The 21,847-nt window shown below is 57.5% G+C and carries 14 protein-coding genes; 5 read left to right on the plus strand and 9 right to left on the minus strand.

Annotated elements, in window-relative coordinates; translation table 11 throughout:
• Positions 1-145 precede the first annotated feature (145 nt).
• Together H3V09_RS07460 and H3V09_RS07465 are read left to right on the plus strand one after the other, a co-directional pair.
• A complete protein-coding gene (locus tag H3V09_RS07460) occupies positions 146-3,640 on the plus strand; it encodes an SNF2-related protein (RefSeq protein ID WP_198191557.1) in 3,495 nt (1,164 codons plus the stop codon).
• Between the two features lie 254 nt (positions 3,641-3,894).
• Positions 3,895-4,665: an MIP/aquaporin family protein gene (locus H3V09_RS07465; RefSeq protein WP_046322340.1), complete on the plus strand. Its 771-nt coding sequence runs from the start codon at positions 3,895-3,897 to the stop codon at positions 4,663-4,665.
• 82 nt (positions 4,666-4,747) lie between these two features.
• On the opposite strand, the gene H3V09_RS07470 is transcribed toward H3V09_RS07465, so the two are convergent.
• Both H3V09_RS07470 and H3V09_RS09115 read right to left on the minus strand, forming a co-directional pair.
• On the minus strand, positions 4,748-5,164 hold the full coding sequence (locus H3V09_RS07470) for a glycerophosphodiester phosphodiesterase (protein ID WP_198191556.1): 417 nt from the start codon (positions 5,162-5,164) through the stop codon (positions 4,748-4,750).
• Between the two features lie 214 nt (positions 5,165-5,378).
• Complete coding sequence (locus tag H3V09_RS09115) at positions 5,379-10,310, minus strand: SdrD B-like domain-containing protein (RefSeq protein ID WP_198191555.1); 4,932 nt, start codon at positions 10,308-10,310, stop codon at positions 5,379-5,381.
• A 203-nt stretch (positions 10,311-10,513) separates the two neighbouring features.
• Between H3V09_RS09115 and H3V09_RS07480 the strand changes: the two genes are divergently transcribed.
• On the plus strand, positions 10,514-11,764 hold the full coding sequence (locus H3V09_RS07480; protein ID WP_198191554.1) for an MFS transporter: 1,251 nt from the start codon (positions 10,514-10,516) through the stop codon (positions 11,762-11,764).
• 168 nt (positions 11,765-11,932) lie between these two features.
• Here H3V09_RS07480 and H3V09_RS07485 read toward each other — a convergent pair whose 3' ends face one another.
• From H3V09_RS07485 to H3V09_RS07495, 3 genes are all read right to left on the minus strand, one after another.
• Positions 11,933-12,298, minus strand: a complete 366-nt coding sequence (locus H3V09_RS07485; protein WP_198191553.1) for a TIGR02328 family protein — start codon at positions 12,296-12,298, stop codon at positions 11,933-11,935.
• A gap of 112 nt (positions 12,299-12,410) precedes the next feature.
• Entirely contained in the window at positions 12,411-13,151 is a 741-nt protein-coding gene (locus H3V09_RS07490; protein WP_198191552.1) for an SDR family oxidoreductase, read from the minus strand.
• Between the two features lie 422 nt (positions 13,152-13,573).
• Positions 13,574-14,899, minus strand: a complete 1,326-nt coding sequence (locus tag H3V09_RS07495) for an MFS transporter (RefSeq protein ID WP_198191551.1) — start codon at positions 14,897-14,899, stop codon at positions 13,574-13,576.
• Positions 14,900-15,351: 452 nt separating this feature from the next.
• Here H3V09_RS07495 and H3V09_RS07500 point away from each other — a divergent pair, with 452 nt between their 5' ends.
• Positions 15,352-16,098 carry an SDR family oxidoreductase gene (locus H3V09_RS07500; RefSeq protein WP_198191550.1) on the plus strand — a complete coding sequence of 249 codons (747 nt, stop codon included), beginning with the start codon at positions 15,352-15,354 and terminating at the stop codon, positions 16,096-16,098.
• Positions 16,099-16,116: 18 nt separating this feature from the next.
• Here the strand turns inward: H3V09_RS07500 and H3V09_RS07505 are convergent, their stop codons facing one another.
• Positions 16,117-16,737 carry an isochorismatase family protein gene (locus H3V09_RS07505; RefSeq protein WP_046322354.1) on the minus strand — a complete coding sequence of 207 codons (621 nt, stop codon included), beginning with the start codon at positions 16,735-16,737 and terminating at the stop codon, positions 16,117-16,119.
• 345 nt (positions 16,738-17,082) lie between these two features.
• On the opposite strand from H3V09_RS07505, the gene H3V09_RS07510 reads away from it, so the two are divergent.
• Positions 17,083-17,853, plus strand: a complete 771-nt coding sequence (locus tag H3V09_RS07510; protein ID WP_198191549.1) for a GNAT family N-acetyltransferase — start codon at positions 17,083-17,085, stop codon at positions 17,851-17,853.
• 1 nt (position 17,854) lies between these two features.
• On the opposite strand, the gene H3V09_RS07515 is transcribed toward H3V09_RS07510, so the two are convergent.
• The 3 genes from H3V09_RS07515 to H3V09_RS07525 all read right to left on the minus strand — a co-directional run bounded on the left by H3V09_RS07515 (position 17,855) and on the right by H3V09_RS07525 (position 21,778).
• Positions 17,855-20,131, minus strand: coding sequence for an ATP-binding cassette domain-containing protein (locus tag H3V09_RS07515; RefSeq protein WP_198191548.1), 2,277 nt, complete (start codon positions 20,129-20,131; stop codon positions 17,855-17,857).
• Complete coding sequence (locus H3V09_RS07520; RefSeq protein WP_232339511.1) at positions 20,128-20,526, minus strand: MarR family winged helix-turn-helix transcriptional regulator; 399 nt, start codon at positions 20,524-20,526, stop codon at positions 20,128-20,130. Before H3V09_RS07520 ends, H3V09_RS07515 begins: the two co-directional genes overlap by 4 nt.
• Positions 20,527-20,929: 403 nt before the next feature.
• Complete coding sequence (locus H3V09_RS07525; protein ID WP_232339510.1) at positions 20,930-21,778, minus strand: HNH endonuclease; 849 nt, start codon at positions 21,776-21,778, stop codon at positions 20,930-20,932.
• Between the last annotated feature and the right edge of the window lie 69 nt (positions 21,779-21,847).

A 21,847-nucleotide genomic window follows, 5' to 3' on the forward strand; every position in this document is an offset into this window, starting at 1 on the left:
CTTCAGACAAACAGCACGCCATCTTAGGGAGGCGGCAATTTTTTCGTAAGTCGGCATGTCTACTCGCTTCGCCGAAGGCGTGCCGCGTCGGGATGGAAAAGGTTATGCTCGGGAATGGTCGTCAGAGACCATAAGGAGGGTGCGTGTGGATTGGCATGCAACGGTCTACGGGTCAAGAGCCGCTGGCTCAGGAGGCCATGGCTTCTATGATCCGGGTGATGAGGAGGAGGGGCGGACCTTTGGTGATCCGGACACCATCTCTGACGCTGCTCTGCGTCGATTGGGCGGCAAGGCCTACTTCCGTGCCCATCAACTGCTGGATGACCGTCGCTTTACAGACTTGTGCCTGCGACACCTGGGGGCTTTGACCGTCCTCAAGGGACGTGTGCCTGCCACCTATCAGCCGGATGGCGACTGCATGGTTCAGGCTCGGCTGGACGAGCAGGCCCATCGGGTCATCGACTCCTCCTGCACCTGCCGGGCCTTTGGGCGCCAGGGTCCTGCATGCAAGCATGTAGTCGCCCTGATCATGGCCTATAACGAGTCCAGCCAGGCCTTTGCAGGATCGGATGACTGGACCGGTGACGAGGGTCGATCCCGGTCCGCCCGCTCGACCTCAGGACCCTTGGCAGCCTACATGCACCGGCAGGAGGGTCGGCGGCGGCAGGCCTTTCGTGACCGCCAGCTGAGCCTGCTCAAGCAGGAGAACGGACCGGTCGGCGGCCGTCACCTGCCCATCGGCTCGGTCGGACTGATCCCCGACCTGACCAGTGAGCGCGGCGGTTGGCTGGTCCGTCTGCATATCACCCTGTCCTCCCACGGGGTCGCCTACCTGGTCAAGGACCTGCCGGCCCTGCTGCGTGCCGTGGACCAGGGCGAATTCATGTCTTACGGACGGCGGCTGGCCTTCATCCATTCCCGTGACACCTTTGATGACCGGGCCCAGGCTTTGCTGACCATCCTGGAGAGAGCTGGCGCCATCCGCCGCAGCCTGGCCGAACAGGAGGGGGGCATGCGTCGCCGTCTTACACGCGCAGGATTGGCGGGGATCCGGCTCAGCGACGACGAGGTTGCGCAGATCCTCGACCTGTTTGTAGATTCCGGGCTCACCCTGGATTACACGCCTCCCGAGGATTCCTTCCTGCAGACCATGCCTGCCCCCGTGGTCGGCGGAGATCCGGACCCTGGCATCGCAGTCAGCAAGGAGGCGGACGGCTACCGGATCACTCATGCCCTGGCCGTGGAGCGCTTCATCGTAGGCCAGGCCCATTCCTTCGTTATCGTGCGCCCCTCTCAGCCTGGTTTAGGGCTGGATTCGGGACCAGTCATCCACCGTTGCAGCGCGCGTTTCATGCGTCATCGGGACCTGCTGGAAACCCTTTGCCGCCCTGGCGAGGATCGGGATCTGCATCTGGACGCCGACGACCTGGACCTGTTCGCCAGGACCGTCCTGCCTGACCTGGATCAGGGTGCCCAGGAAGGATCCGGGCTCTCCGCCACACTGCCTGAAGAGCTGGATGCCCGCCGACGGCCGCCCTGCAGGATCGAGCTTTACCTGGACAGGGATCAGCAGGGGGTCAGTTGTGACCTCAAAGCCCGCTATGGAGATCGTCTTGTGTCCGTCGGCGCTGATCCCGGCTCGGAGGATGAACCTGGCAGAGATCGGGAGAGCGAGTCTCTGGCCCGGCAGACGGTCCGCCGCTATTTCCCCCTGATGGATGGGGGATTGGCCCGCATCCCCGAGGAGAACGAGGAGGCCATCCACACCCTGCTGATACAGGGTCTGCCCGTGCTCAAGAGTCTGGGACGGGTTTTTTCCACCCCGGCCTTCGACGGACTGAGCGTCGTCTCTCATCCGCAGATTCGTGTGGGTGTGCGGGTGCGCTCTGGTCTGGTTGAGATCTCTCCCATCGCCGATGAGGTACGGCCCGAGGAGGCCGCCGCCATTCTGGCTGACCATCGCCGTCGTCGGCGCTTCCATCGTCTGCGCAATGGGGCTTTCGTCGAGTTGGCTGATCTGAATACCGATGCTGTGGACACCCTGGCCCAAGATCTGGGCATCGACCCGGCTGATCTGGCCAAGGGGCCGGTCCGTGTGCCTGAATTCCAGCTCGGCTACCTGGATGCGCTGGTACCCGAGCAGGACCGTGATTCCAGCTTCCGCGACTACCTGAAGGAGCGCAAGCCTGACCCTCAGGAGTTCAAGGTCCCCGACGGGCTGCGCGGGCAACTCAGACCCTATCAGGTAGAAGGGCTGCGTTGGCTATGCACCTTGAGCGACCGCGGATTCGGTGGCATCCTGGCCGATGAGATGGGCCTGGGCAAGACCATACAGATGTTGGCTTACCTGCTCTCCCGTAAGGATCAGGCCAGGGACCGAGGACCTTCGCTGATCGTCTGTCCGGCCTCCTTGGTCTACAACTGGGAGGCCGAGTGCCGTCGTTTTACACCGGATCTGCGGGTGGCGGTCCTGGCCGGGGGGCGTAGCCAGCGTCAGGCACTGCTGGATCGGGCCAGATCCTACGACCTGCTGATTACCTCTTACGACCTGCTTAGGCGGGACCTAGACCGGTATCGGAGCCTGCCCTGGTATGCCTTGGTCTTGGATGAGGCCCAGTACATCAAGAACCATGCCACCAAGGCAGCCCGGGCCGTACGCGCTCTGGACAGTCTGCATCGGTTCGCCCTGACCGGCACACCCATCGAGAACCGGCTGTCTGAGCTTTGGAGCATCTTCGACTTCCTGATGCCCGGGATGTTGGGCCCCTACTCCCGGTTCCGGGACCGCTTCGAAATGCCTATACTCAGCGGCGATCAGGATGCCCAGTCCCGGCTCCAGGCCTTGGTGGGACCCTTCATTCTGCGCCGGCTCAAGTCACAGGTGCTGACAGATCTGCCCGAGAAGATCGAAAACGTGATCAGCGTGCCCCTGCAAGGTCGTCAGCGCAAGCTCTATGCTGCTCTGGAGCAGGAGCTGAGGGCTACGCTCAACAAGGAAAGGGATCAGGAGTACGAAGTCGGCAAAATCCAGGTCCTGGCCCAGCTGACCAGGCTGCGGGAGGTCTGCTGCGATCCGCGTCTGGTCTATCAGGATCAAGGTCGTGACCGGCGGGGCGATTCAGCCAAACTGGATGCCATCGAGGATCTGGTGGTCTCCTGCCAGGATGCCGGACGCAAGATGCTGATCTTCTCCCAGTTCACCTCCTACCTGGACCTGATAGCCCAACGGCTGCGTCGGCTGGACGTGTCCTACGATCTGATCACCGGCGCCACATCCAAGAAGCGTCGGCTGGAGCTGGTGGAACAGTTCAATAGGGATGCCACGCCGGTTTTTCTGATCTCCCTGAAGGCCGGCAACACCGGGCTTAACCTGACCGGAGCCTGTGTGGTGGTTCATGCGGACCCTTGGTGGAACGCCGCTGCCCAGGAGCAGGCCAACGACCGCGCCCACCGGATCGGCCAGACCCAGGATGTCAACGTCTACCAGATCGTAGCCAAGGACACCATCGAGGAACGCATCCTCAACCTGCAGCACAGCAAGAGCGACCTGGCATCGCGCTTTGTCGATTCGGCCGCCTCTACCGGCGCCTCCAGCGTGGCCAGGCTGAGCAGAAAAGACCTTCTGGCCCTGCTGGGCTGATCCCGTACTGACATGAATCTACTCGAAACTAAGACTCAGCGATTTTGAATGTGCTGCCATCATTGATGGCGAGGTCCTCGGGCCACGGTTCCGGTTATTCTTGATGTGGTAGTCAAATCGAAAGACTATGTGTATGAGCAGATTGACGGTTGTGCCACTGCGGGCTTGTCGATTTGGCAACGGTCGATTATTCGGGTTATGGGAGCCTGGCCATTTTTCAGCTCCTTTGATTACGGGAAGCTAAAGGAGAGAGCATGATCAGCGGTGTGCAGATGTTCTGCTCGGAGTTCATGGGCACCGCCCTTATGATGGCCATCGCGGTCATGGTCGCCGCCAGCAGGTCGCTCCCCAAGACAGGGGCTTATCGATCCGACTGGATCAACGCATCGCTGGGCTGGGGTCTTGCTGTCTATGTGGGCGTATATGCGGGGTGGAGAACTGGCGGCCATCTGAATCCGGCAGTGACGCTGGCCAGGGTGGTCGGCCACTGGATTGATCCACAAGCGACCTTGAACGGTTTGGCCATGGGCAAGGGCGGCATTCCGGTCACCATGGCCAATGTGGCCATCTTCATTTTTGCCCAGTTCCTTGGGGCTTTCTTTGGCTCCTGCCTGGGCTACCTGGGCACTCGCAAGCATTTCGAACTTTCGACCGATACAGATACCAAACTCATGGTTTTTTGCACCAAGCCGGCCATACGTTCGAATTTCTGGAATCTTACATCGGAGGCCATTGGCACGGCCATACTGGTTTCCTGGGTTTTCCTCAATGGGGGGACTCCTACGCAGGTCGGGCCTCTGGGTGTGGCCCTGGTCATCACGGTTCTGGTTATGGCCTTGGGTGGGGTTTCTGGTGCGGCCATGAATCCTGCACGTGACTTTTCCGCACGATTGGCATACTGTCTTCTGCCCATGTCCGGCAAGAAGGACGCGGACTGGAGCTACGCATGGATACCCTTTGTTGGGCCGATCATTGGAGCCTGCATCGGTGTGCTGGCTCCTGCCTGGATGGGACTTCTGCCTTGATCGTCGGCATGGAAAAGCCCCTAGCCTTGTCAGGGGGTTATTACGACAGGACCGGGGGTCGAGTTAGTTAGACAGCTCGAACTCAGTAGCTGGCTGAGGTGGGCTCCTGGAAGCGGACTGTCAGTCCGCGGCCGTGGTGAAGGAACATCTCCGCACCGTGGCGGTCGACATCGCGATGGGTGAAGAGCATGCGGATGGCGAAGGCCGTCTGGGCATCATCGGGCAGGTCCAGAAAGGCCTTATGGGCATCCCAGCCATCAGCTGCGACAGCCTTATTGGGTACGTAGGCATATCCATAGCCGTCCTCGTCCACGTAGCCCAGGAAAGGCAGGTCCCATGCCTGGTGGTAGCTCAACTGATTCTTGTAATCCTCGACCTTCTGGAGGGCTTCGTCGCTGATGCCGTACTTGCGGGCAACCTCGTTGGCCTTGGCGGTCTTCGCTGCGGCATCTTTTCCGAACATGGAAGTATCAACAACAATGACTGTATCGTCTACCATGACTGACCTTTCTGTGTGACGGCCTGCACGTGTGACAATCAACGCCATGACCATGCAGGGCCATGACTTTTCGGGTGACCGTCCATCGTCGACAGCGACCCCTGGATGCAAGATTCCTTCCACTTGCAAGAATACCAAATTCCGCCTGCAAATAGGGGCAAGGAACCGTGAGGTTCGCCATAGGTGCCTGACATTGGCGAAGAGGAGGGAACTCTCAGTCCAGCTCGGTCTCCTGATCCCTGCGATGCCGAAGCAGATACATCAGCGCCAGGCCGAGAACGGCAGTGCCGACAGCCAGAGCTGCAGGAATGACTATGTCTGAGCCGGAGTCGGCTAGGGATGGGGAATTCGTAGAGGACTTCGCTTGGTCATCAGAAGATTGGCTTCCTGGCACTGGTTTTTGGCTATTTCTGGTTTGTTCCGGTTTGCTAGGTGCATGATCGGACTCGACCGGCTTGCTCGGTTCCACCGGCGGATTCGGCTTGTCATGCTCTCCGGAGTTGTTGGAGTTGTTGGAGTTGCCGGAGTCGCTGGGGTTGCCGGTGTTACCGGTGTTACCGGTGTTGTCGGGGTTGCTGGAGTCGCCGGGGTTGCTGGGGTTGCCGGTGTTGCTGGGGTTGCCGGTGTCGCCAGAGTCAGGGTTGCCAGGGTTGCCAGGGTTGCCAGGGTTGCCAGGGTTGCCAGGGTCGTCGGGCTTGGCCGGCTGGGTCTGGTAGGTGTTGGTGAAGACCGCCGTGTCTACCTTGATGCCCTTGCTGTCAGTCCACTGCGCCTTGGCGGTACGGTGTAACTGAGCTGAATAGGTTGTCAAAGTGATGGTCAGGATTGCAACGCTCTGATCATATGTCAGGCCAGGAATGGAGCCGGTTTCCTGGTGTATACGATACTTGTAGCTGCCATCGTGGGGCAGAGCATACACGTTGACGGGCACCTGGGTATCTTGGTTGTCGGTGTTTATGATGATTTGGCTGGGCAACGCTGCGGAGGGTGCGCCTTCCAGGGGCTCGACGGTTAATGTAAAGGAGTCTGTACTGAGCCAGTTCCTGCCTTGAATCCGTACTTTGACTCCGGCAGACACTTCATCGGTGTCCATTGTTCCCGTCAGGCCGCAGTTGTTGTAGTCCAGGGATTGGCTGGCCGCGTCAACCATATCCTCGGCCTTCTGGAAATCAATATCGTTGATGACGGCGCCTTTCATGGCTCCGTCTTCCAGTATGTCGCTTGCTGAGGAGTTTTCGCTCGGGCTGGCTCCGCTGGCCTTTTGGATTGTTGTAGTCAGGTGGGTCCAGTTCGTGTTCGGGGCGGGGTCGAAGCGCAGGTGGAATTTCCCTGCCGGTATATTGGTCAGTTCGTACTTGCCCTGGGAATCAGATGCTGTGCTCAGATCATCATTTGGGGTGACGACTGACTTGGCGGGCTTGTTGTCAGTATCGTTGAGCAGGGTCACTTTCACATCTTTAAGCAGAATATCTTCCGAAGAGCGGACACCGTCCCCATTGACGTCGTACCATACGATGCCACTGATGGAACGTTGAACAACCATGGCCTGGGCAGGCATTTGGTTCAGTGCATTGCCCCAGCGATTCCGATAGAGGTCGCCGGGGGAGTTGTTTCCGGGGTTTATATGGAAAGTGATGTCATAGCGGAATTGGTTGGGCTGCCCATCAATGATGAAGGCCCAGGCGACCACGTTTCCAGGCATTTTCACTTCGCCGCTTGTTGGGTCAAAGTCAGCCTTGCTCCAAGAGAGGTAATCCTGGGATTGTATGAAACTCGTGTCATTCACCCGCCATCGAGAATCTGTGGTGTAGCGGATGGTGATTCCGCTCAGACCAGCCCCCGCCGAAGCTTTTATGCTCATATCGGCAAAAGTAGGTTCCCCGTGGAAGTCGGGTTTGCCGCTTGCCTGTTTGTACGGCATGATGTCGATGGCATAGTGATGCTGCTTGCCACTGCCTGCGGTGCTGCTCAGCATGTTGGTGAAACCGATTGGTGCACCGGCTTCATTGGTATCCCGTACGGCCGAAGTGGAAAGGCTGGTGGTGTTGGTCCGCCAAGCGTGGATGGTGAAGGAGTCGGCAGTCTTCAAGTATGTGTTGGGCTGGGACATATTCTGTTTTGACTGAACTGTGGCCGAGGTCATCAGATTTTCGTCGGGACCGATGTCTTTGCTGGGGTCAGTCAGGTCGCCCAGGGAGGTGGAGAAGTGGATGATGCGGTTGTTGCCGTCCACAGGGATGTTGGTCAGTGTCCAGGACAGAGTGGTGATTCCGGTTTCGGAGTCCGTGCTCACTGATGGCTCACAGGCGGTTCCGCCCTCTATGTGGCCCATTTCAGGCGTGGCTTCCGTATATGTGCCGCCCAATCGGGCGCTGCCGGGAATGTAGTGGAGCTTTGCTGGTAGTTTGTCGGTGATGTAGAGTTCGGTTTTGGCGCCCTTGTTGGCCTGGGAAGCTGAAGTGCCGGTGTTGATGGTTAGCCGCCAGTCAACGAACCGTTGATCGCTGTCTATGTCAAAATAGTCTTTGGGTTTGGAATTGGTGCTTGTTTGTGCTACGGCGTTGGAGATGGTGTTGGTTTCGCCGGCTACATAGAGGCTGTCCCCGTGTTCATTGCCGCCGGTGTCCCCGCCCAGGTAACCGTTTATTTGATCATAGCGGGCCTTGGTATAGCCTCCGACGGGGGTGGTTAAGACAGGAGATTTTATTTTGGCCAGATCGTATGGGTTCTGCTTCTCGGCCCAGTTCTCCCATTCCTGATCGCTGGAGTTCTCGGGGCTCAGCCCGGCCATAGCTGCTAATTGGCTGCGGGTGAAGGTGCGCGACACTGATGTCAGCTGGGCCACCGAACCTACTTTGGCGTCGGGGAGGACGTTGATCACAAATCCGCCGAAGCCGAATCGGGAATTCTCTTCGGCAAACCTGGAGGGCGCGGCGGTGCGCCCGCCCAGCAGCATGCCTACAACCGTGCCATGCTTCTTTGCTTCCTCCTGTGTGCTGTAGAAGTTCAGATTCTCTATGTCGGCATTGGCTTGCTCAGTGTCGTTTTTCCAGTCCTTCCCGTCGGGTTTGGTGGCGTACATGACCAGGTCCAGCAACGGGTTTTTATCGCTCGTTGTATCGTTGTATTTGCCGTTCTGCCAGATGCCATTGCCCCAGGGAAGATCCAGGCTGTCGGAGTCCGGCAGCCCAACTACTTTTGGGTCGATTTTGACCAAGGACATTCCCAGCAGAGGCAGATCGGCCTTGCTGGTTTTGAAGTTGAAGCCGGCCGTTACCCGCACTTGGGTTCCTGAGACTGCTGAGTCGGTCCCCCGTAGATTGTCAGGAGCGTTCCACCACCCGCAGTCCACGCCGTTATCAAAAAAGTTGGAAGCCGTCATGCAACTGTACTGAATGATGTTGCTGATGCCTGCCTTTGATGTTTCGGAGCCTAGCGTGAAGATGACGTTGTGCCACATGTCATCGGACTGGTCGGGTTGGTTTGACGTGTCCGTGGGGCCAGAGGCAAGGGGTAAAGACTGGTTTGATAGCGATTTCGCACCCAGGTTGCCGTCATTGACCTTGCTCTGCAGGCTGAGACCGGTCTGTCCATAGTAGTTGGCCACGTCCTTGCCTCCGACAGTAGAGGGGTTGAAGACATATAGGTAGCCAGTGGAGATTTCGGCCACTTCCTGTCGCGTGCAGTCAGTCGAGGCCAGGGCAGGGGTGCAGTTGGTGCCTGGCGCATGGGTATGCCCCAGGTATGGGAAGGGGTCGTTGGTTTTATAATCCTTCAACGTCAGGTCCAGCCTAAGGCCCTGGTTGCTGCGCTGTTCAGCCACGGTGTATTGACCATTGCCTTGGACCCGGTCCTTCCCGGCATCGCCACCCGTGGATCGGGCATAGCCATAGTTGCTGAGAGTGGGTTTCCAGCCCTGATCGCCGGTGTTGCGCCCGCTGTTGTTGAAGTCGCCATCGATGGTGCCGATGTCCCAGAAGTAGGGTTGCAGATCCTCTATTTTCGGGTAGGCATCTCCGCTGGCGGTCTGCCACAAATTGCTCAGCGACAGGGAGAAGGTTATGGGGCCAGTGGGAACCTCCAGACCCTTGAGACCCTTGGTTCGATCGGGCCAACGCATGTCAACGGCCCAGTTGAACTTGCTGATGATCCCCTTGCGCTTGCCCAGCTCATGGTTGGGGTAATTGCTGGCGGCTGGGGTGTTGAAATCGAAGGTTTGGTTGCCGGAGCCTTCATTGGTTCCGCCAGTGATTCGCAGGTTCAGATTGAGCTTGGCCGATACGGTGATCTCATCGGACGTGGTTGAAGCAGGATCGGTCTTGGTGGTGGCATCCGGAGCGCCCCAGGCCTGGATCTCTGGGGCGAATTTGCTGCCATTGGGCATGCTTCGGACCCGGAGGACCAGAGTGACGCTGGAGGATCCCGGAATGACGGTAGACATATTCTGTGTGGCAGCGAGCAGCCTGTAAACGGTAAGCACCTGTGTGGGCTGACCGTTGATGATCTCTGTAGTTTGCTTTGGCTTGTATCCCTGCGTATTGTCCACCCAGCCCATCGAAGCCACATCAAAGGTGACCTGATCCTCGGGCTGGCTCAGTTTGAATTGGAAGCCTATTCGGCCCCGGCGGTAACTGGTTGTCTCGCTGCGGGTATTTACGGCGAAAGAGTAGGTGTAGGACATCTTATCGAAAGTGCGCACTATGGCATTGTCCGCATCGTGGTCGTCGCCTGGGTTGTTGTCGCTGTCGAAAGGGGCCGTGCCAGTGGAGCGGGAGGCCTGGGACAGTGTGGTGACCACGGCGTCGTCGGTGTCCAGCGTGTCCTTGATTACCGATTTGGCGGTCGGCCTTCTGCTGGGTTGTATGGGCGCGGCCTGGTTCGGGGAGGTTGACTTCGACTTCTGAGTGGTTTGGGCTGCTCCAGACGTGGCAGCGTCTAACTGTGGAGTCGAGGTTTGGGTCGACGTGGATGATGCCTGGTTTGTCACAGTCGTCTGTTGTGCTTGCGTCGTTGCGGATGTTGATGTGGAAGCGGTGGTCTGTGCACCAGCCGTCTGCCCACCATCGGCTATAGCCATGGTGGGTATCAACATGGCCATAGCCATCAGGCCGGCCAGGACTTTTCCACTCAAATTACCCTTTGCCACGTTTCTCCTTTTGAGCGCCGACGACCGCCAGGGGCGTCGGGCCGGGCATCCCCTTCAGATCATCCGGTCGACTGTCTACGATGGTTCTCGAGTCATTCGATATTAGTTTTGTAGAGCTAGTATACAAAGTCTTTGGCTATGATTCCGATTGATATGCGCCTCCGGAGAAAAGGGCCAACCATGGACAAAACAGGGAGGTTCGCATGAGTGAACGGGATCATCATGAGCTCTCGGTTGCCGATTTTCCGGGTCACGGAATGCGCGAGCGGCTGGCCGTTTATGGGTTCTTCATCATCATGGGTATTGGTACATCGGCCTGGATTTCTCGACTGCCAACCGTCAAGGCCAGTCTCGGTCTGCAGCCTTCGGGCTTGGCGCTAATGACCATCCTGGGCGGATGCGGCGCTCTGGTCGGCATGCTGGTCTCGGGAGTGTTGACTGATCAGCTGGGCGTGCGCCGGGCCATGCTGCTGGCAGCCTCGACCTGGTGCCTGGGCATGGTGATCGCGGCCCTGGCCGTCACTTTGCGATCAGTGCTGGGGGTGATCTTTGGGCTGCTCTTCAATTCGGCGGGGATCAGCCTCTGGGGAACGGTCAACACTGTTGAGGCCGGCGCAGTGGAGCGATTCTCCTCCCGGTCCATAATGCCGCGCTTCCATGCCTCATATAGTCTGGGCATGTTTCTTGCCTTGGGTCTGGGCTCGCTCCTGTCTCATCTGGGCGTGCCCATAGGCGCGCATCTGGCGGTCAATGCACTGATCAGCCTGGTCCTGGTGGCCGCTTGCGTTCTGCTCTGCCCGGCTCGGCCTCTAGGGGACTACAAGGGCAGCGCTGACGGCAAACGTTCGGATCGTCATGCCGATTCAGGACGATCATCCGCCTTCAGCAGGCAGTTAGCGGCCTGGGGTGATGCCTTGGTGCTCATCCTGGCCCTGATCAACGTGGCTCTGGAGGCCAGCGAGGGTGCTGTCAACGACTGGAGCGGGATCGGTCTGGTCGATTCCTTCGGTGTCCCCGAGTCTCAAGCCGGTCTTGCTCCCACGATTTTCGCTGCAGCCATGATCGTCTCAAGGTTGCTGGGGACGCATCTGATCGAGTGGCTGGGGAATATGCGCTCGCTGGTTCTGACCCTGCTGGTCTCGGCTCTGGGCATCCTGGTCTATGCTCTTTCGCCCTCTTTCGTGCTCAGCCTCGTGGGCACTGGAATTTGGGGTGTAGGAGCAGCTCTGGGTGTACCTATCGTCACCACTCTGGCAACCAAGGATCCAGCCATGGCGGCTCAGCGGGCTTCGGTCATCTCCACTGCCTACTACGGGGTCTCCTGGATCATTCCTCCGGCTATCGGTTTTTTGGCCGACCACACAGGCGTCAGGCCGGCCCTGCTCCCCTTGGCGCTCTTACTGGCGGCGGTCACCCTCCTAGTGCCCAGGGTGTCCAGGCTCACTCGGGAATGATGCTTTTCGGTTGGCAAACCCCGTCAACCGGTTGTTGGGCAAAGTACAGTCTTTGGAAGATACTCGGATTCAAACAGCCCTTCCTCAATATTGCCGTAAATATTGCCGTACACGTCAGCGAATTTTATGGCCACAGCAGTCAGTCGGCACCGGCCCTGAGGATCGGCCTTAGGACAGATGGATGCCCTTCCCCGCCAGGTTCTCCAAGCACTCCTGCAGGTAGGCTGAATCATGCTCAGGATAGATGGGGTCCGTCAATGGCGCTGCAGACAGGTCCTCGTAGGGCGGACAATGTCTGCCGCGGTAGAGCGGATCATACCAGGCAGGATCAGGATGGTAGCCGCGCTCGCGCATCGTTGCCATGACCAGCAGATGAAATTGAAAGAGCTTGTATGGGCAGTGGCGGAAGACATAGTCAACAGTGGCGTGCCGTCTACCCCAGCCCAGGCCCCGCAGCGCGGTGATCTCCCGATGCTGACCCAACAGCTGCTGTCTGGGAAGCAGTCGAATCAGATCCTGATGCCACAGTCGCATGACGCCCCCTCGTTGGGGCCATAAATGAACCCCTCCTTCAGCCTAGCCACTTGCCTTACTGTAAAGCGGACTGGCAGAAGAAGGGGTTCCGGCAATTCCTTGCCGGAATAGCTCACTGGGCGATGAATCCACCGTCCACAACGAATTCGGCACCCAGTGCGAACTTGGATTCGTCGCTGGCCAGATAGACGCAGATCTCGCCGATGTCCTGGGGCTCGCCGATGTGGCCCAGGGGGGTCAGCTTGCTCATCCTGTCCTCAAGGCTCTGGCTGATCAGAGGGGTCTTGATGAATCCGGGATGAACCGAGTTGATGCGAACACCATAGTTGTTGTTGGCGGAATCCAGGGCCGCGGACTTGGTCAGCAGCCTGGTGCCGCCCTTGCTGGCGTTGTAGGCTCCGGCTCCGCTCAGGCCTACGAAGCCCTCAATGGAGGAGATGTTAATAACGGATCCGCCACGGCCCTTCATGACCCGCATGCCGTGCTTGGTGCCAAGGAAGGTTCCGTTCAGATTGATGGCGATGACCTTTTTCCAGTCCTCGTAGCTTTCCTGGTCCATAGTGGCTCCGCTGCCGCCTATGCCGGCATTGTTTACCACGGTGGTCAGCTGACCCAACTCCTTTTCAACGGTGTCGATGGTGGAGACCCACTGGTCCTCATCCGTCACGTCCAAGGTGTGGAAGACGACCTGCCCGGGGTGCTTCTGCATGAAGCTGCGGGAAGCATCGCTTTCCTTGATATCGGTAAGGGCCACCTTGGCTCCCTCGCGGACGAAGCATTCGGCGATGCCTACGCCCATGCCACCGGTTCCTCCGGTGATGATGGCTACCTTACCTTGTATTCGATCAGTCATATCCACTCCTTTATAGAGATGTGCTGTCATATTCCATCCTATGGGATGGCATGCCCACGGTGGTGACCGATGTACCGATTATCTTGGTTCCGCTAGTTCTCCTAAGTTGTCTATGAGGGGCTAAAAGTTCTGCAGGGGTTACAGTAAATTCCCCGCAGAAACAGTGCGCCTGTTCTGCTGACTGGGTATGTTCGGATGTCGAGCAGATGGCGGTAGAGCTCGTGATCCATAGGTCGGTCAAGACGGAGATTGGTGATGGTGACGAGCATCCGGTCATTGCCGTCCGGCCTTGCTTTCTTCCCGGCATACGGTGGCCCTATAGTGGTGACGGGGCCCAGGTAGTAGAAGTTGCGGTCTGCCGTATCCTGTCAGCCCATGACGCAAGGTGGAATGTTGCGCAGGCTGCTGGTTGCAAGGTTCGGTCAGTTGGTTTGAGTAGCTGACTTGTGCGTGCCCTTCAGTGGGATAATGCCCAGGAACAAGGCTGCAACCATGATCAGGATGCTCAGACCGAACATGATGATGTAGCCGTGGGGCAGGTCGGCGATGGCTCCCCAGAAGAGAGCGGCGAAGGCCGAAGCCAGGGAGCCCACCATCTGAATGCGGGCGTAAATGTTGGTGTAGTCATGCGAGCCGAAGACTGCCGTAACCAGAATGGGCGTCTGCACTGTAGTGCATGCGTAGACCAGGCCGAAGGCGAAGGCTCCCAGCAGGAGAAGCGCAGGCAATCCAGGGAAGGCGACCATGAGGCAGACGCCGAGAACGCCGCCGCCGATGCCCAGGCAGAGCCCGCCCACGATGCTGCCGTCGTTGACCATGCCCAGGATGACCTTGCCGATGGCCTGGCCGGCCATGCAGGAGGAGGCGATCAGGCCTGTGTAGGCCGCCATGGATGGCAGGGATGCTGCATAGGAGGGCAGAAACTGGTAGATGGTCTGATTCATGGTGATCAGGCCGCAGAAGAGTGCCAGCGCCCAGAAGGCAGGGGAACGCAAGGCCTGGGAAGCGGTCATGCCAACAGTCGACGCGGCAGGCTCAGGGCTCTTTTTGTATTTACTTCCGGTGTTTGGGCTGTTGGAGGCAGCCTCGGCTGCAGCAGGCTCCTGGTCGGCGGCGCCATAGGGGAGCAAACCCATCTGCTCGGGCGTCCCGCGAATGACGAAGATGGTGAAAGGCAGGGTGACCACCAGAATCAGAATGGCAAAGACCAGGTATCCCCGCCGCCATCCGTCAGGGGCGGATCTGATGATCATGGTGCCTATCTGGTTGAAGATCACGCCGCCTATGCCGGTAAAGGCCATGCATAGGCCGATGAAGAACCCGACCCGTTTGCGGAACCAGGCGTTGATGAGCGTGGGCACTGACAGATAGAGGATAGGTGGCATGCCGATTCCCAGAACTACTCCGCATAGGTAGAACTGCCACATGGCGGATGATCGGGACATACCCAGGCAGCCCAGTCCGGCAAGGATTGTGCTTGCCGTCAGGACGATGCGCAGATCGTAGCGGTGCATCAGCCATCCGGCCACCGGCAGGAAGATGACCATGGTGATGCTGAATATGCTGAAGTACCCCGTAAATGCAGCCTTGGGAACATGGAAGTAGTTGCTGACAGGAGTGAAGAAGATACCGGCGCAACTGCATACCAGCGATACGGGGATGGCCGTGAAGACAATGCCCGACAGCACGATCAAGTACGGATAAACAGCCTGTTTTCGTGATGAGGGTTGTGTCGGTGTGGTCGACATGACTGCGACCTTCCTCTTATGGGATCGTGGCTAGCCAACTGATGCTTGGTTTGTATGCTCCCATCGATCTGTGGCTCGTCTGCTCTGAATGTCCACTATGGGAAATTTAAGGACTAATCATAGTTCAATATTTGACCCTCACCTATCGTTACAATGCAGATTAAGACGATGCAGATTAAGTAGTTTTGCGACACTGCCGTTTTACCTCTTGCAATGGGGCGATCGAGCCCACTTTTGGCTGGCAACCGCCTTTCCTCGTAGATTACTGCGCCGATTCTCCATATGCCCATGCTGATGCCGTCCTGGCTGATCTGTCCTTCACAAAAGGTCAGCCCTATACCAGGCATTTGGTCATGGTCGTCGATGTGTGCTTGATCGTAGTAAAGACTTGCACCTCCAGCGACTCGAGGTTGTACCATCAGGCCGACTGAACATCTAGGAAAGGCGGGACTATGACAGTTGCAGATAAGACAGTGCTGATCACCGGAGCTTCTTCTGGCATCGGAGAGGCTACGGCGAGACTGTTGGCGCAGCGAGGGGCCAAGGTGGTGCTGGGTGCTCGTCGCAAGGATCGGCTGGATACAATCGTCGACGACATTGTTCAGGCTGGTGGCCAGGCGGCTTCCATGGCTCTGGACGTTACTGATAGGCAGGCCAATGAGGACTTCGTGGCTTTCGCCAAGAAGCAGTTCGGTGAAGTGGACGTGGTATTCCTCAATGCCGGGCTCATGCCTAATTCTCCCTTGTCGGCTCTGCATGTGGACGAGTGGGATCGGACTATTGACGTTAACCTCAAAGGCGCACTGTACGGCATTGCTGCGGCCCTGCCGGAGTTCACCGGGCAGCGTCACGGGCAGTTCATCGCCACCTCTTCGGTGGCTGGTCTCAAAGCCTATCCGGGCGGAGCAGTTTACGGGGCAACCAAATGGGGCCTGCGTGATTTGATGGAAGTGCTCAGGATGGAGTCTGCCCAGGAGGGGACCCATATTCGCACCTCTACCATTTACCCGGCAGCTATTCGAACCGAGTTGCTGGACACCATCACAGACCAGCAGACCCTGGCTGATATGAACAAGACCTACGACACCTATCAGATCGATCCCGAACGGGTGGCTCAGGTGGTGGCCTTTGCCATTGATCAGCCTGAGGATACCAATGTATCGGAATTCACCGTGGGCCCCACCATTCAGCCCTGGTGAATTCCTCCGCCGCTGCCCTTAGTCGCCACTGGAGGAAAGAAGACGAATGCCGGCTTGTGCCATGGCCTTTCGAGCCTCGATGCCCTGATCCTCGCTGACCGGGACAGTCAGATCCTCGAAGACCGTGACCTGGTAACCCAGCTTTGCGGCATCCAAGGCCGTCTCCTTGACGCAGTGGGATTCGGCGATGCCGACTACATCCACCTGGTCGACTCCTGCTTGCGCCAGTGCGTCGGCCAAGGTGACTCCAGATGACTTGGCGGCAGCGAATTCCTCCCTGCTCTGGATTCGATCGGTGTTGTCTTCGATGCCTTCGAATCCGGAGTAGGCGGCGGAATATTGGCCCTTTTTGAAGTGATGGGTGATGCCCAGCTCCCGAATGCTGGGATGCAGCTCCGCCCCGGGTGATCCGGCCACGCCGTGCTTGGGCCAGGTATCCACAAAATCCGGGTGATCGGACCAATGAGACCCGGGTTCGATGTGCCAATCCTGGGTGGTGGCCATGTAGGCATAGTCCTTGGCGTGGTCGTGGACATAGTCGGCGATTTTGTCGGCTGTGGCGTTGCCTCCCTCGACTCCCAGCTCACCTCCTTCGCAGAAGGTCGGTTGAACATCCACGACGATCAAAGCCTTGGACATAGTGATCACTCCCTTGGTCGATGCTGACGGTAGGCAGAGGGAATACCGGTTGAAGCTCCTCGATCATTTCCTCTTACGCATCAGTCTAATTCTCGCAGATGCGTCGGTCCCTCCGCGTTAGTGCATGTGGACGAATATGGCGGCGAATCAGCACCTTGTGGACAAGATGATAAAGGAGGTAGCAAGGGTGATTAACCGTGGCTGTGTGAGGTGGATCCATACGGTCTTTTGGGGCATTTGCTTGGTATCATAAGCAGGATTGTACGTAGTTGTGGCCGGTGCTTTTAGGCCTGCCTCTTCCGTGCGATGACGGAGTGAGCATTGTTCCAAGGGAGGAGATGCGGTATGAGGATCAATGAGTTTGGGCAACCTATTGGGGATGCGATTTCGTTTGCCGGGGCCAGGGTGCCAGAGCCTGTCATGTTGACTGGCAAGACCGTTCTGGCAGTACCCTTGGACGAAAACCAAGGTGATGCCTTCTATGAGCGAATCTTCGGTCCAAAATGCGACGAATCCATCATGACATATACCACTCACGAGCTCTACCCTGACAGAGCAGCATTCGACTCAGGATTCGCATCCATGATTGAAAGCCGGGAGCCGCTATTCTTTGCTATCCTTCGCAAGCCATCCGCACCTGACTTTGGTGTCGGCCAGCCTGTGAGTGAGAAGGATGCAGATTTACGGGAGCATGTGAAGCTTCATGATTCGTCGGATCTGTTGGGCATGTATGCCTTGCACCGGATAAGGTCCGACATGGGAAGCGTCGAGATGGGCCACGTTATCTATACCAGGGAGTTGCAGAGAAGCAGGCAGGCTACCGAGGCCCAATATCTGATGGCTCGGCATGTCTTCGAGGACTTGGGCTATCGCCGATACGAGTGGAAGTGCGACAGCCTCAACGCGCCCTCCCGGGCGGCGGCGCTGAGGCTGGGATTCAAGGCTGAAGGCCGGTTCAGAAACGACATGGTCTACAAGGGCCGAACTCGGGATACGGATTGGTTTTCCATAACGGAAAGCGAATGGCCAACAGTGAAAGAGCGGTTGGAGACCTGGCTGGATGATGACAATTTCGATCAGGATGGCAGGCAGAAGCGCCGTCTGCAAGATTGCTGAACTATTGCTGTTGCACTGCTGCATCCTTGATAAAGCCGAAGTATGCATTCATGGCTCGGGCTGTTGGAGTGTCATTTCGACGCATCAGTGCAAGTGGAGTCCCTTCAAACAGCACCTTGCCGCCCGCGCTCCCGGCTCCTGGGCCCATATCAATCACCCAGTCGGCCTGACCGATAAAGCGCAGATTATGTTCTATGGCGACAACAGTCAGGTCTTTATCAGTGATGAGTTTGCGTAAGAGGGCAATCTGCTGCAAGATGTTGGATTCATGCAGGCCGCTGGTAGGTTCATCCAGAATCAGGGTCTCATGAATTCCTTCTTTGAGCAGCTTGGCCAGCTTGAGACGTTGCAGCTCACCGCCCGAGAGCGTATCGAGAGCCTGTCCAACGGATAGATAAGACAGCCCGACATCCTCCAAAGCTCTCATGGCTGGGCCCAGCACCTCATGATATCGGTGCGCGGCCTCGCTGGCAGTCAGTTTCAGCGCCTGGGCGATGCTGAGACCGCGGTATCTGGCAGACAGGGCCTGTACTGAATATCTGGTTCCATGGCAGCTTTCGCAGACAGTGCTGGCATCGCCCATGTAGGCAATATCAAGAGTGACAACTCCTTTGCCCTTGCAAACAGGGCAGGCTCCGGCAGCGTTGAATGAGAAGAGTGACGGGGACTCACCTGTGGCCTTGGCGAAGGCCTTGCGCAGTGGGTCGAAGACGCCCAAGTAGGTCAACAGGTTGGAGCGCCCACTGGCCTTGATCGGCTTCTGATCCAGGAGTATGGCATCATGCTGAGCCATGAAGCCTGCCTTGATCAGGGTGCTTTTGCCTGATCCGGCCACACCGGTCACCACTGTCAGCATATGCTTGGGTATCTTGGCGTGGGCTTCTCTGACGTTGTGGGCAGTGACCTTGTCTATCGCGTAGAAGCCATGCGATGGCGCCACTGGTTCGTTCACTACGCCTGGATCTGACAGAGCTCTGCCCGTGGCTGTGCCGCTTTCCAGCAGAGACTGATAGCTCCCTTCGAAGACGATCCGTCCTCCTTCCCTGCCTGCTCCTGGCCCCATGTCGACGATACGGTCTGCAATACCGATGAGCTCGGGGTCATGATCCACGATTACCACCGTATTGCCCTTGTCCCGTAAGCCCTTGAAGATTTTCTTGATCCCGGTCAGGTCATGGGGATGTAGCCCAACACTTGGTTCGTCAAAGATGTAGAGAACGTCATTTAAGGGGCTGTTCAGGCAATTGGCGATTTTCAGACGCTGTGCCTCTCCTCCGGAAAGCGTAGAGGTGCCACGCTGTAGACTCAGGTAGCCCAGACCAACTGTTATCAGGTTAGCTGTCTTGCGCTCTAGGTCCTGCAGAATGGTCTCGGTCTGATCGTCATGAATCTTCCCCAGCCAGTCCTGCAGGTCAGCAACGCTCATGGCTGAGCAGTCAGCTATGTTCAGTCCGTCGATCTTGGCCGAGCGCACCCTGGCGTTGACCCTGGCCCCTTGGCAGTCGGGGCACTGGGTGATTCGCGTAACCTGCTCCAGCTCATGCTGGTACTTGTCGCCGTTTTGGTTGATGAAGGTCTTGGTGATCCGGGGCACCAACCCCTCATACATGGCCGTCTTGTGCCAGTTGGGACTAGGGTGTGCCGGTTTCTGCTTCTTGCCATAGAGCAGAAGGTCAAGGTCGCCGCTCGTCCACTCCCGCAGGGGCAGATCGTTGTCAAAGTAACCTGAATCCGTATACCTGGTCAGTCTCCAGCCGCCCGGCTGGAAGGTGGGAAAGTCGATGGCTCCCTGGTTCAGTGAGAGATTCATGTTGAGCAGGCGATCCAGCATCAGAGTACGCACAGTTCCCAGACCCTGACAGGTCGGACACATCCCGGCAGGATTGTTGAAGGAATACGTCATGGAGTACCCGATGAAGGGCTGGGCCGTACGGGAGAACAACAGGCGCAGGGCGGTGTAGATATCAGTATAGGTGCCTACAGTCGAGCGGGCATTGCCTGAGAGCTGCTTCTGGGTTACGACAATGGAGAAGGGCAGGTTGTCGATGCGGGCGACTTCCGCAGGTTCATACTTGGGCAGGAGCTGTTGAATGTAGGAGCTGTAGCTGCGGTTGATCATGCGCTGTGATTCGGCTGCCAGCGTGGAAAATACGAGAGATGACTTTCCCGAACCCGACAGGCCGGTGACTATGGTGATAGCCCGCTTGGGTATGGACAGCGAGACCTGCCTGAGGTTGTGCGTGGAGGCCCGATCGATAAGGATGGATTCTGTTCTCATCTGGCGACTCGCTCCTGGCGCAGCTTGGCAATGAGTCTGTTGGCAAGAGCGGTGAATTCTTCCTGCTCGTCTTCGGACCAGACCTGTCGGGCATCCTCCTCGAGGGTCTTGTGCTTCTGATCGATGATGCTAAGCATGTCCCGACCAGCCTGGGTCAGACTGGTCTCCAGCTCGCGCCGGTCACGAGCATCAGGTGTCTGTCTGATGTATCCGAGATCGTGCAGCGTGCTCAGGTTCTTGGAGACCTTGGATCGGCTCATGCCGAGCCGCTGGCCGATCTGCGAGGGCATGAAGGATCCTGTACGCAGAACAGTGAGGATGTCGAACTGCTGCCAGGTGATGTTTCCCGGGTTGACTCTGTTGCGCTCCGCCACGAATTCGCACTGCAGATACATGAGAGCATCATAAAGGGAGGATGGCTTATTTGATTTCACAATAGAAACTGTATCATATTGGAAACTATATACTTCTCGAATTGTTTGAAAGTGCACTAGCTTCTGTCTTGTCTGGCTATCGAATCGACGAAGTTAGACACCCTCTAGGATGTCATTGCTTTATATTTGGCCTTGTTTCGCTGAAATATGGCGGGGCGCTTCATGGATCGCTTAAGCGTTTGGCTGTTTAATCCTCCGCTCTCACAGCCCGTAGCCATGCGGTGAAGCAGGTCGTTATGGATTTCAGGCTGGCAGAGCAGCCTCTGGACATGGTTGATGCCTTGGAAGAAAAGGACGGGGAGTGATGTGTCCAATATTTCCGGGCAGAGCAGAGCGTGCAGGGAGAGGGGGATAGTCCCCGTGGTTATGCAGCATCGGTGAGAAATATATGTTTGTGATGGTACTCGATAAATTCATGCGAGGGCCGGCTGATCGATGGCAATGTGATTCTCTGGTCTTCGAAAGCGTAGAGCCATTGATCATTGATCGGCGAATGCCTTACTTTGTCGTGGTTGACCATGATGCGGTAATCGTCGTCGATGGAAATGAGCCCTTGATCAAACGCCCGGTCGTGGAATGCATTGAGCAGCAGGCCGTTAGATGCGGCGGTCTTCTCGGTCGGGGTTGATGCTTTCCATGGTTTGATATGGCTAGCAATCAGCATCGAGGGTATCTGCATACCGGTGATGCAGCATGTGCACTGGTAGTTCAAGAGCAACGAATTGCGGAAATAAGACTGGTTGATCCGCTGAATCGTGGTCGTTGCGCGCTCGCCGCCTTTGGGATTGCGCTTGCCAAGCAGCAGTCTTGTTGCGGTTTCGAGCAGGGAATATCGGTCAGAAGCCAGGGGTGCTGGATGGAAGTGTTGTTTGTTCGCTTGCATGAGTGCGTGTCGGAGCAAATTGAGACATTCCGCCATGAAGGCATCGGGATTTTCCTCGTACCATTGCCAGACTTGGGAATCCAGCTTGCTGCCATGTTTCATGCCTGCCTTGCCTTGTGCGCTCCGATTGACGTCACGGGCTGCGATGTTCCAGATTTTCAAGGCGACTGAGGCGGGTGTGCGGTTCAGGAATGATGCCAGACGCTGCACGTCTAGTCCATTGTCATCACACTCTCTAGGCTCAAGCACGATGTACAGGGCAAACGCCATCATAGTTTCTTCGCGCGACCAGTTGCGACGGCGCGACGCGACATTGACGTTCATTGCCATACCTCCAGGATAATCGGCCGTGAAGCTTGCGGGATGTGTGTCTGAGGGAATTTTGAAACCTGTAAAGCT

Source organism: Bifidobacterium sp. M0399, assembly GCF_016100595.1.
In the GTDB taxonomy this organism is placed as follows: domain Bacteria; phylum Actinomycetota; class Actinomycetes; order Actinomycetales; family Bifidobacteriaceae; genus Bombiscardovia; species Bombiscardovia polysaccharolytica.

What these genes read in the sequence shown, in the direction of transcription:
- H3V09_RS07465 (WP_046322340.1), top strand. Translation starts at nt 3,895, where the DNA reads ATGATCAGCGGTGTGCAGATGTTCTGCTCGGAGTTCATGGGCACCGCC.
- H3V09_RS07470 (WP_198191556.1), bottom strand. Translation starts at nt 5,164, where the DNA reads ATGGTAGACGATACAGTCATTGTTGTTGATACTTCCATGTTCGGAAAA.
- H3V09_RS07480 (WP_198191554.1), top strand. Translation starts at nt 10,514, where the DNA reads ATGAGTGAACGGGATCATCATGAGCTCTCGGTTGCCGATTTTCCGGGT.
- H3V09_RS07485 (WP_198191553.1), bottom strand. Translation starts at nt 12,298, where the DNA reads ATGCGACTGTGGCATCAGGATCTGATTCGACTGCTTCCCAGACAGCAG.
- H3V09_RS07490 (WP_198191552.1), bottom strand. Translation starts at nt 13,151, where the DNA reads ATGACTGATCGAATACAAGGTAAGGTAGCCATCATCACCGGAGGAACC.
- H3V09_RS07495 (WP_198191551.1), bottom strand. Translation starts at nt 14,899, where the DNA reads ATGTCGACCACACCGACACAACCCTCATCACGAAAACAGGCTGTTTAT.
- H3V09_RS07500 (WP_198191550.1), top strand. Translation starts at nt 15,352, where the DNA reads ATGACAGTTGCAGATAAGACAGTGCTGATCACCGGAGCTTCTTCTGGC.
- H3V09_RS07505 (WP_046322354.1), bottom strand. Translation starts at nt 16,737, where the DNA reads ATGTCCAAGGCTTTGATCGTCGTGGATGTTCAACCGACCTTCTGCGAA.
- H3V09_RS07510 (WP_198191549.1), top strand. Translation starts at nt 17,083, where the DNA reads ATGAGGATCAATGAGTTTGGGCAACCTATTGGGGATGCGATTTCGTTT.
- H3V09_RS07515 (WP_198191548.1), bottom strand. Translation starts at nt 20,131, where the DNA reads ATGAGAACAGAATCCATCCTTATCGATCGGGCCTCCACGCACAACCTC.
- H3V09_RS07520 (WP_232339511.1), bottom strand. Translation starts at nt 20,526, where the DNA reads ATGTATCTGCAGTGCGAATTCGTGGCGGAGCGCAACAGAGTCAACCCG.
- H3V09_RS07525 (WP_232339510.1), bottom strand. Translation starts at nt 21,778, where the DNA reads ATGGCAATGAACGTCAATGTCGCGTCGCGCCGTCGCAACTGGTCGCGC.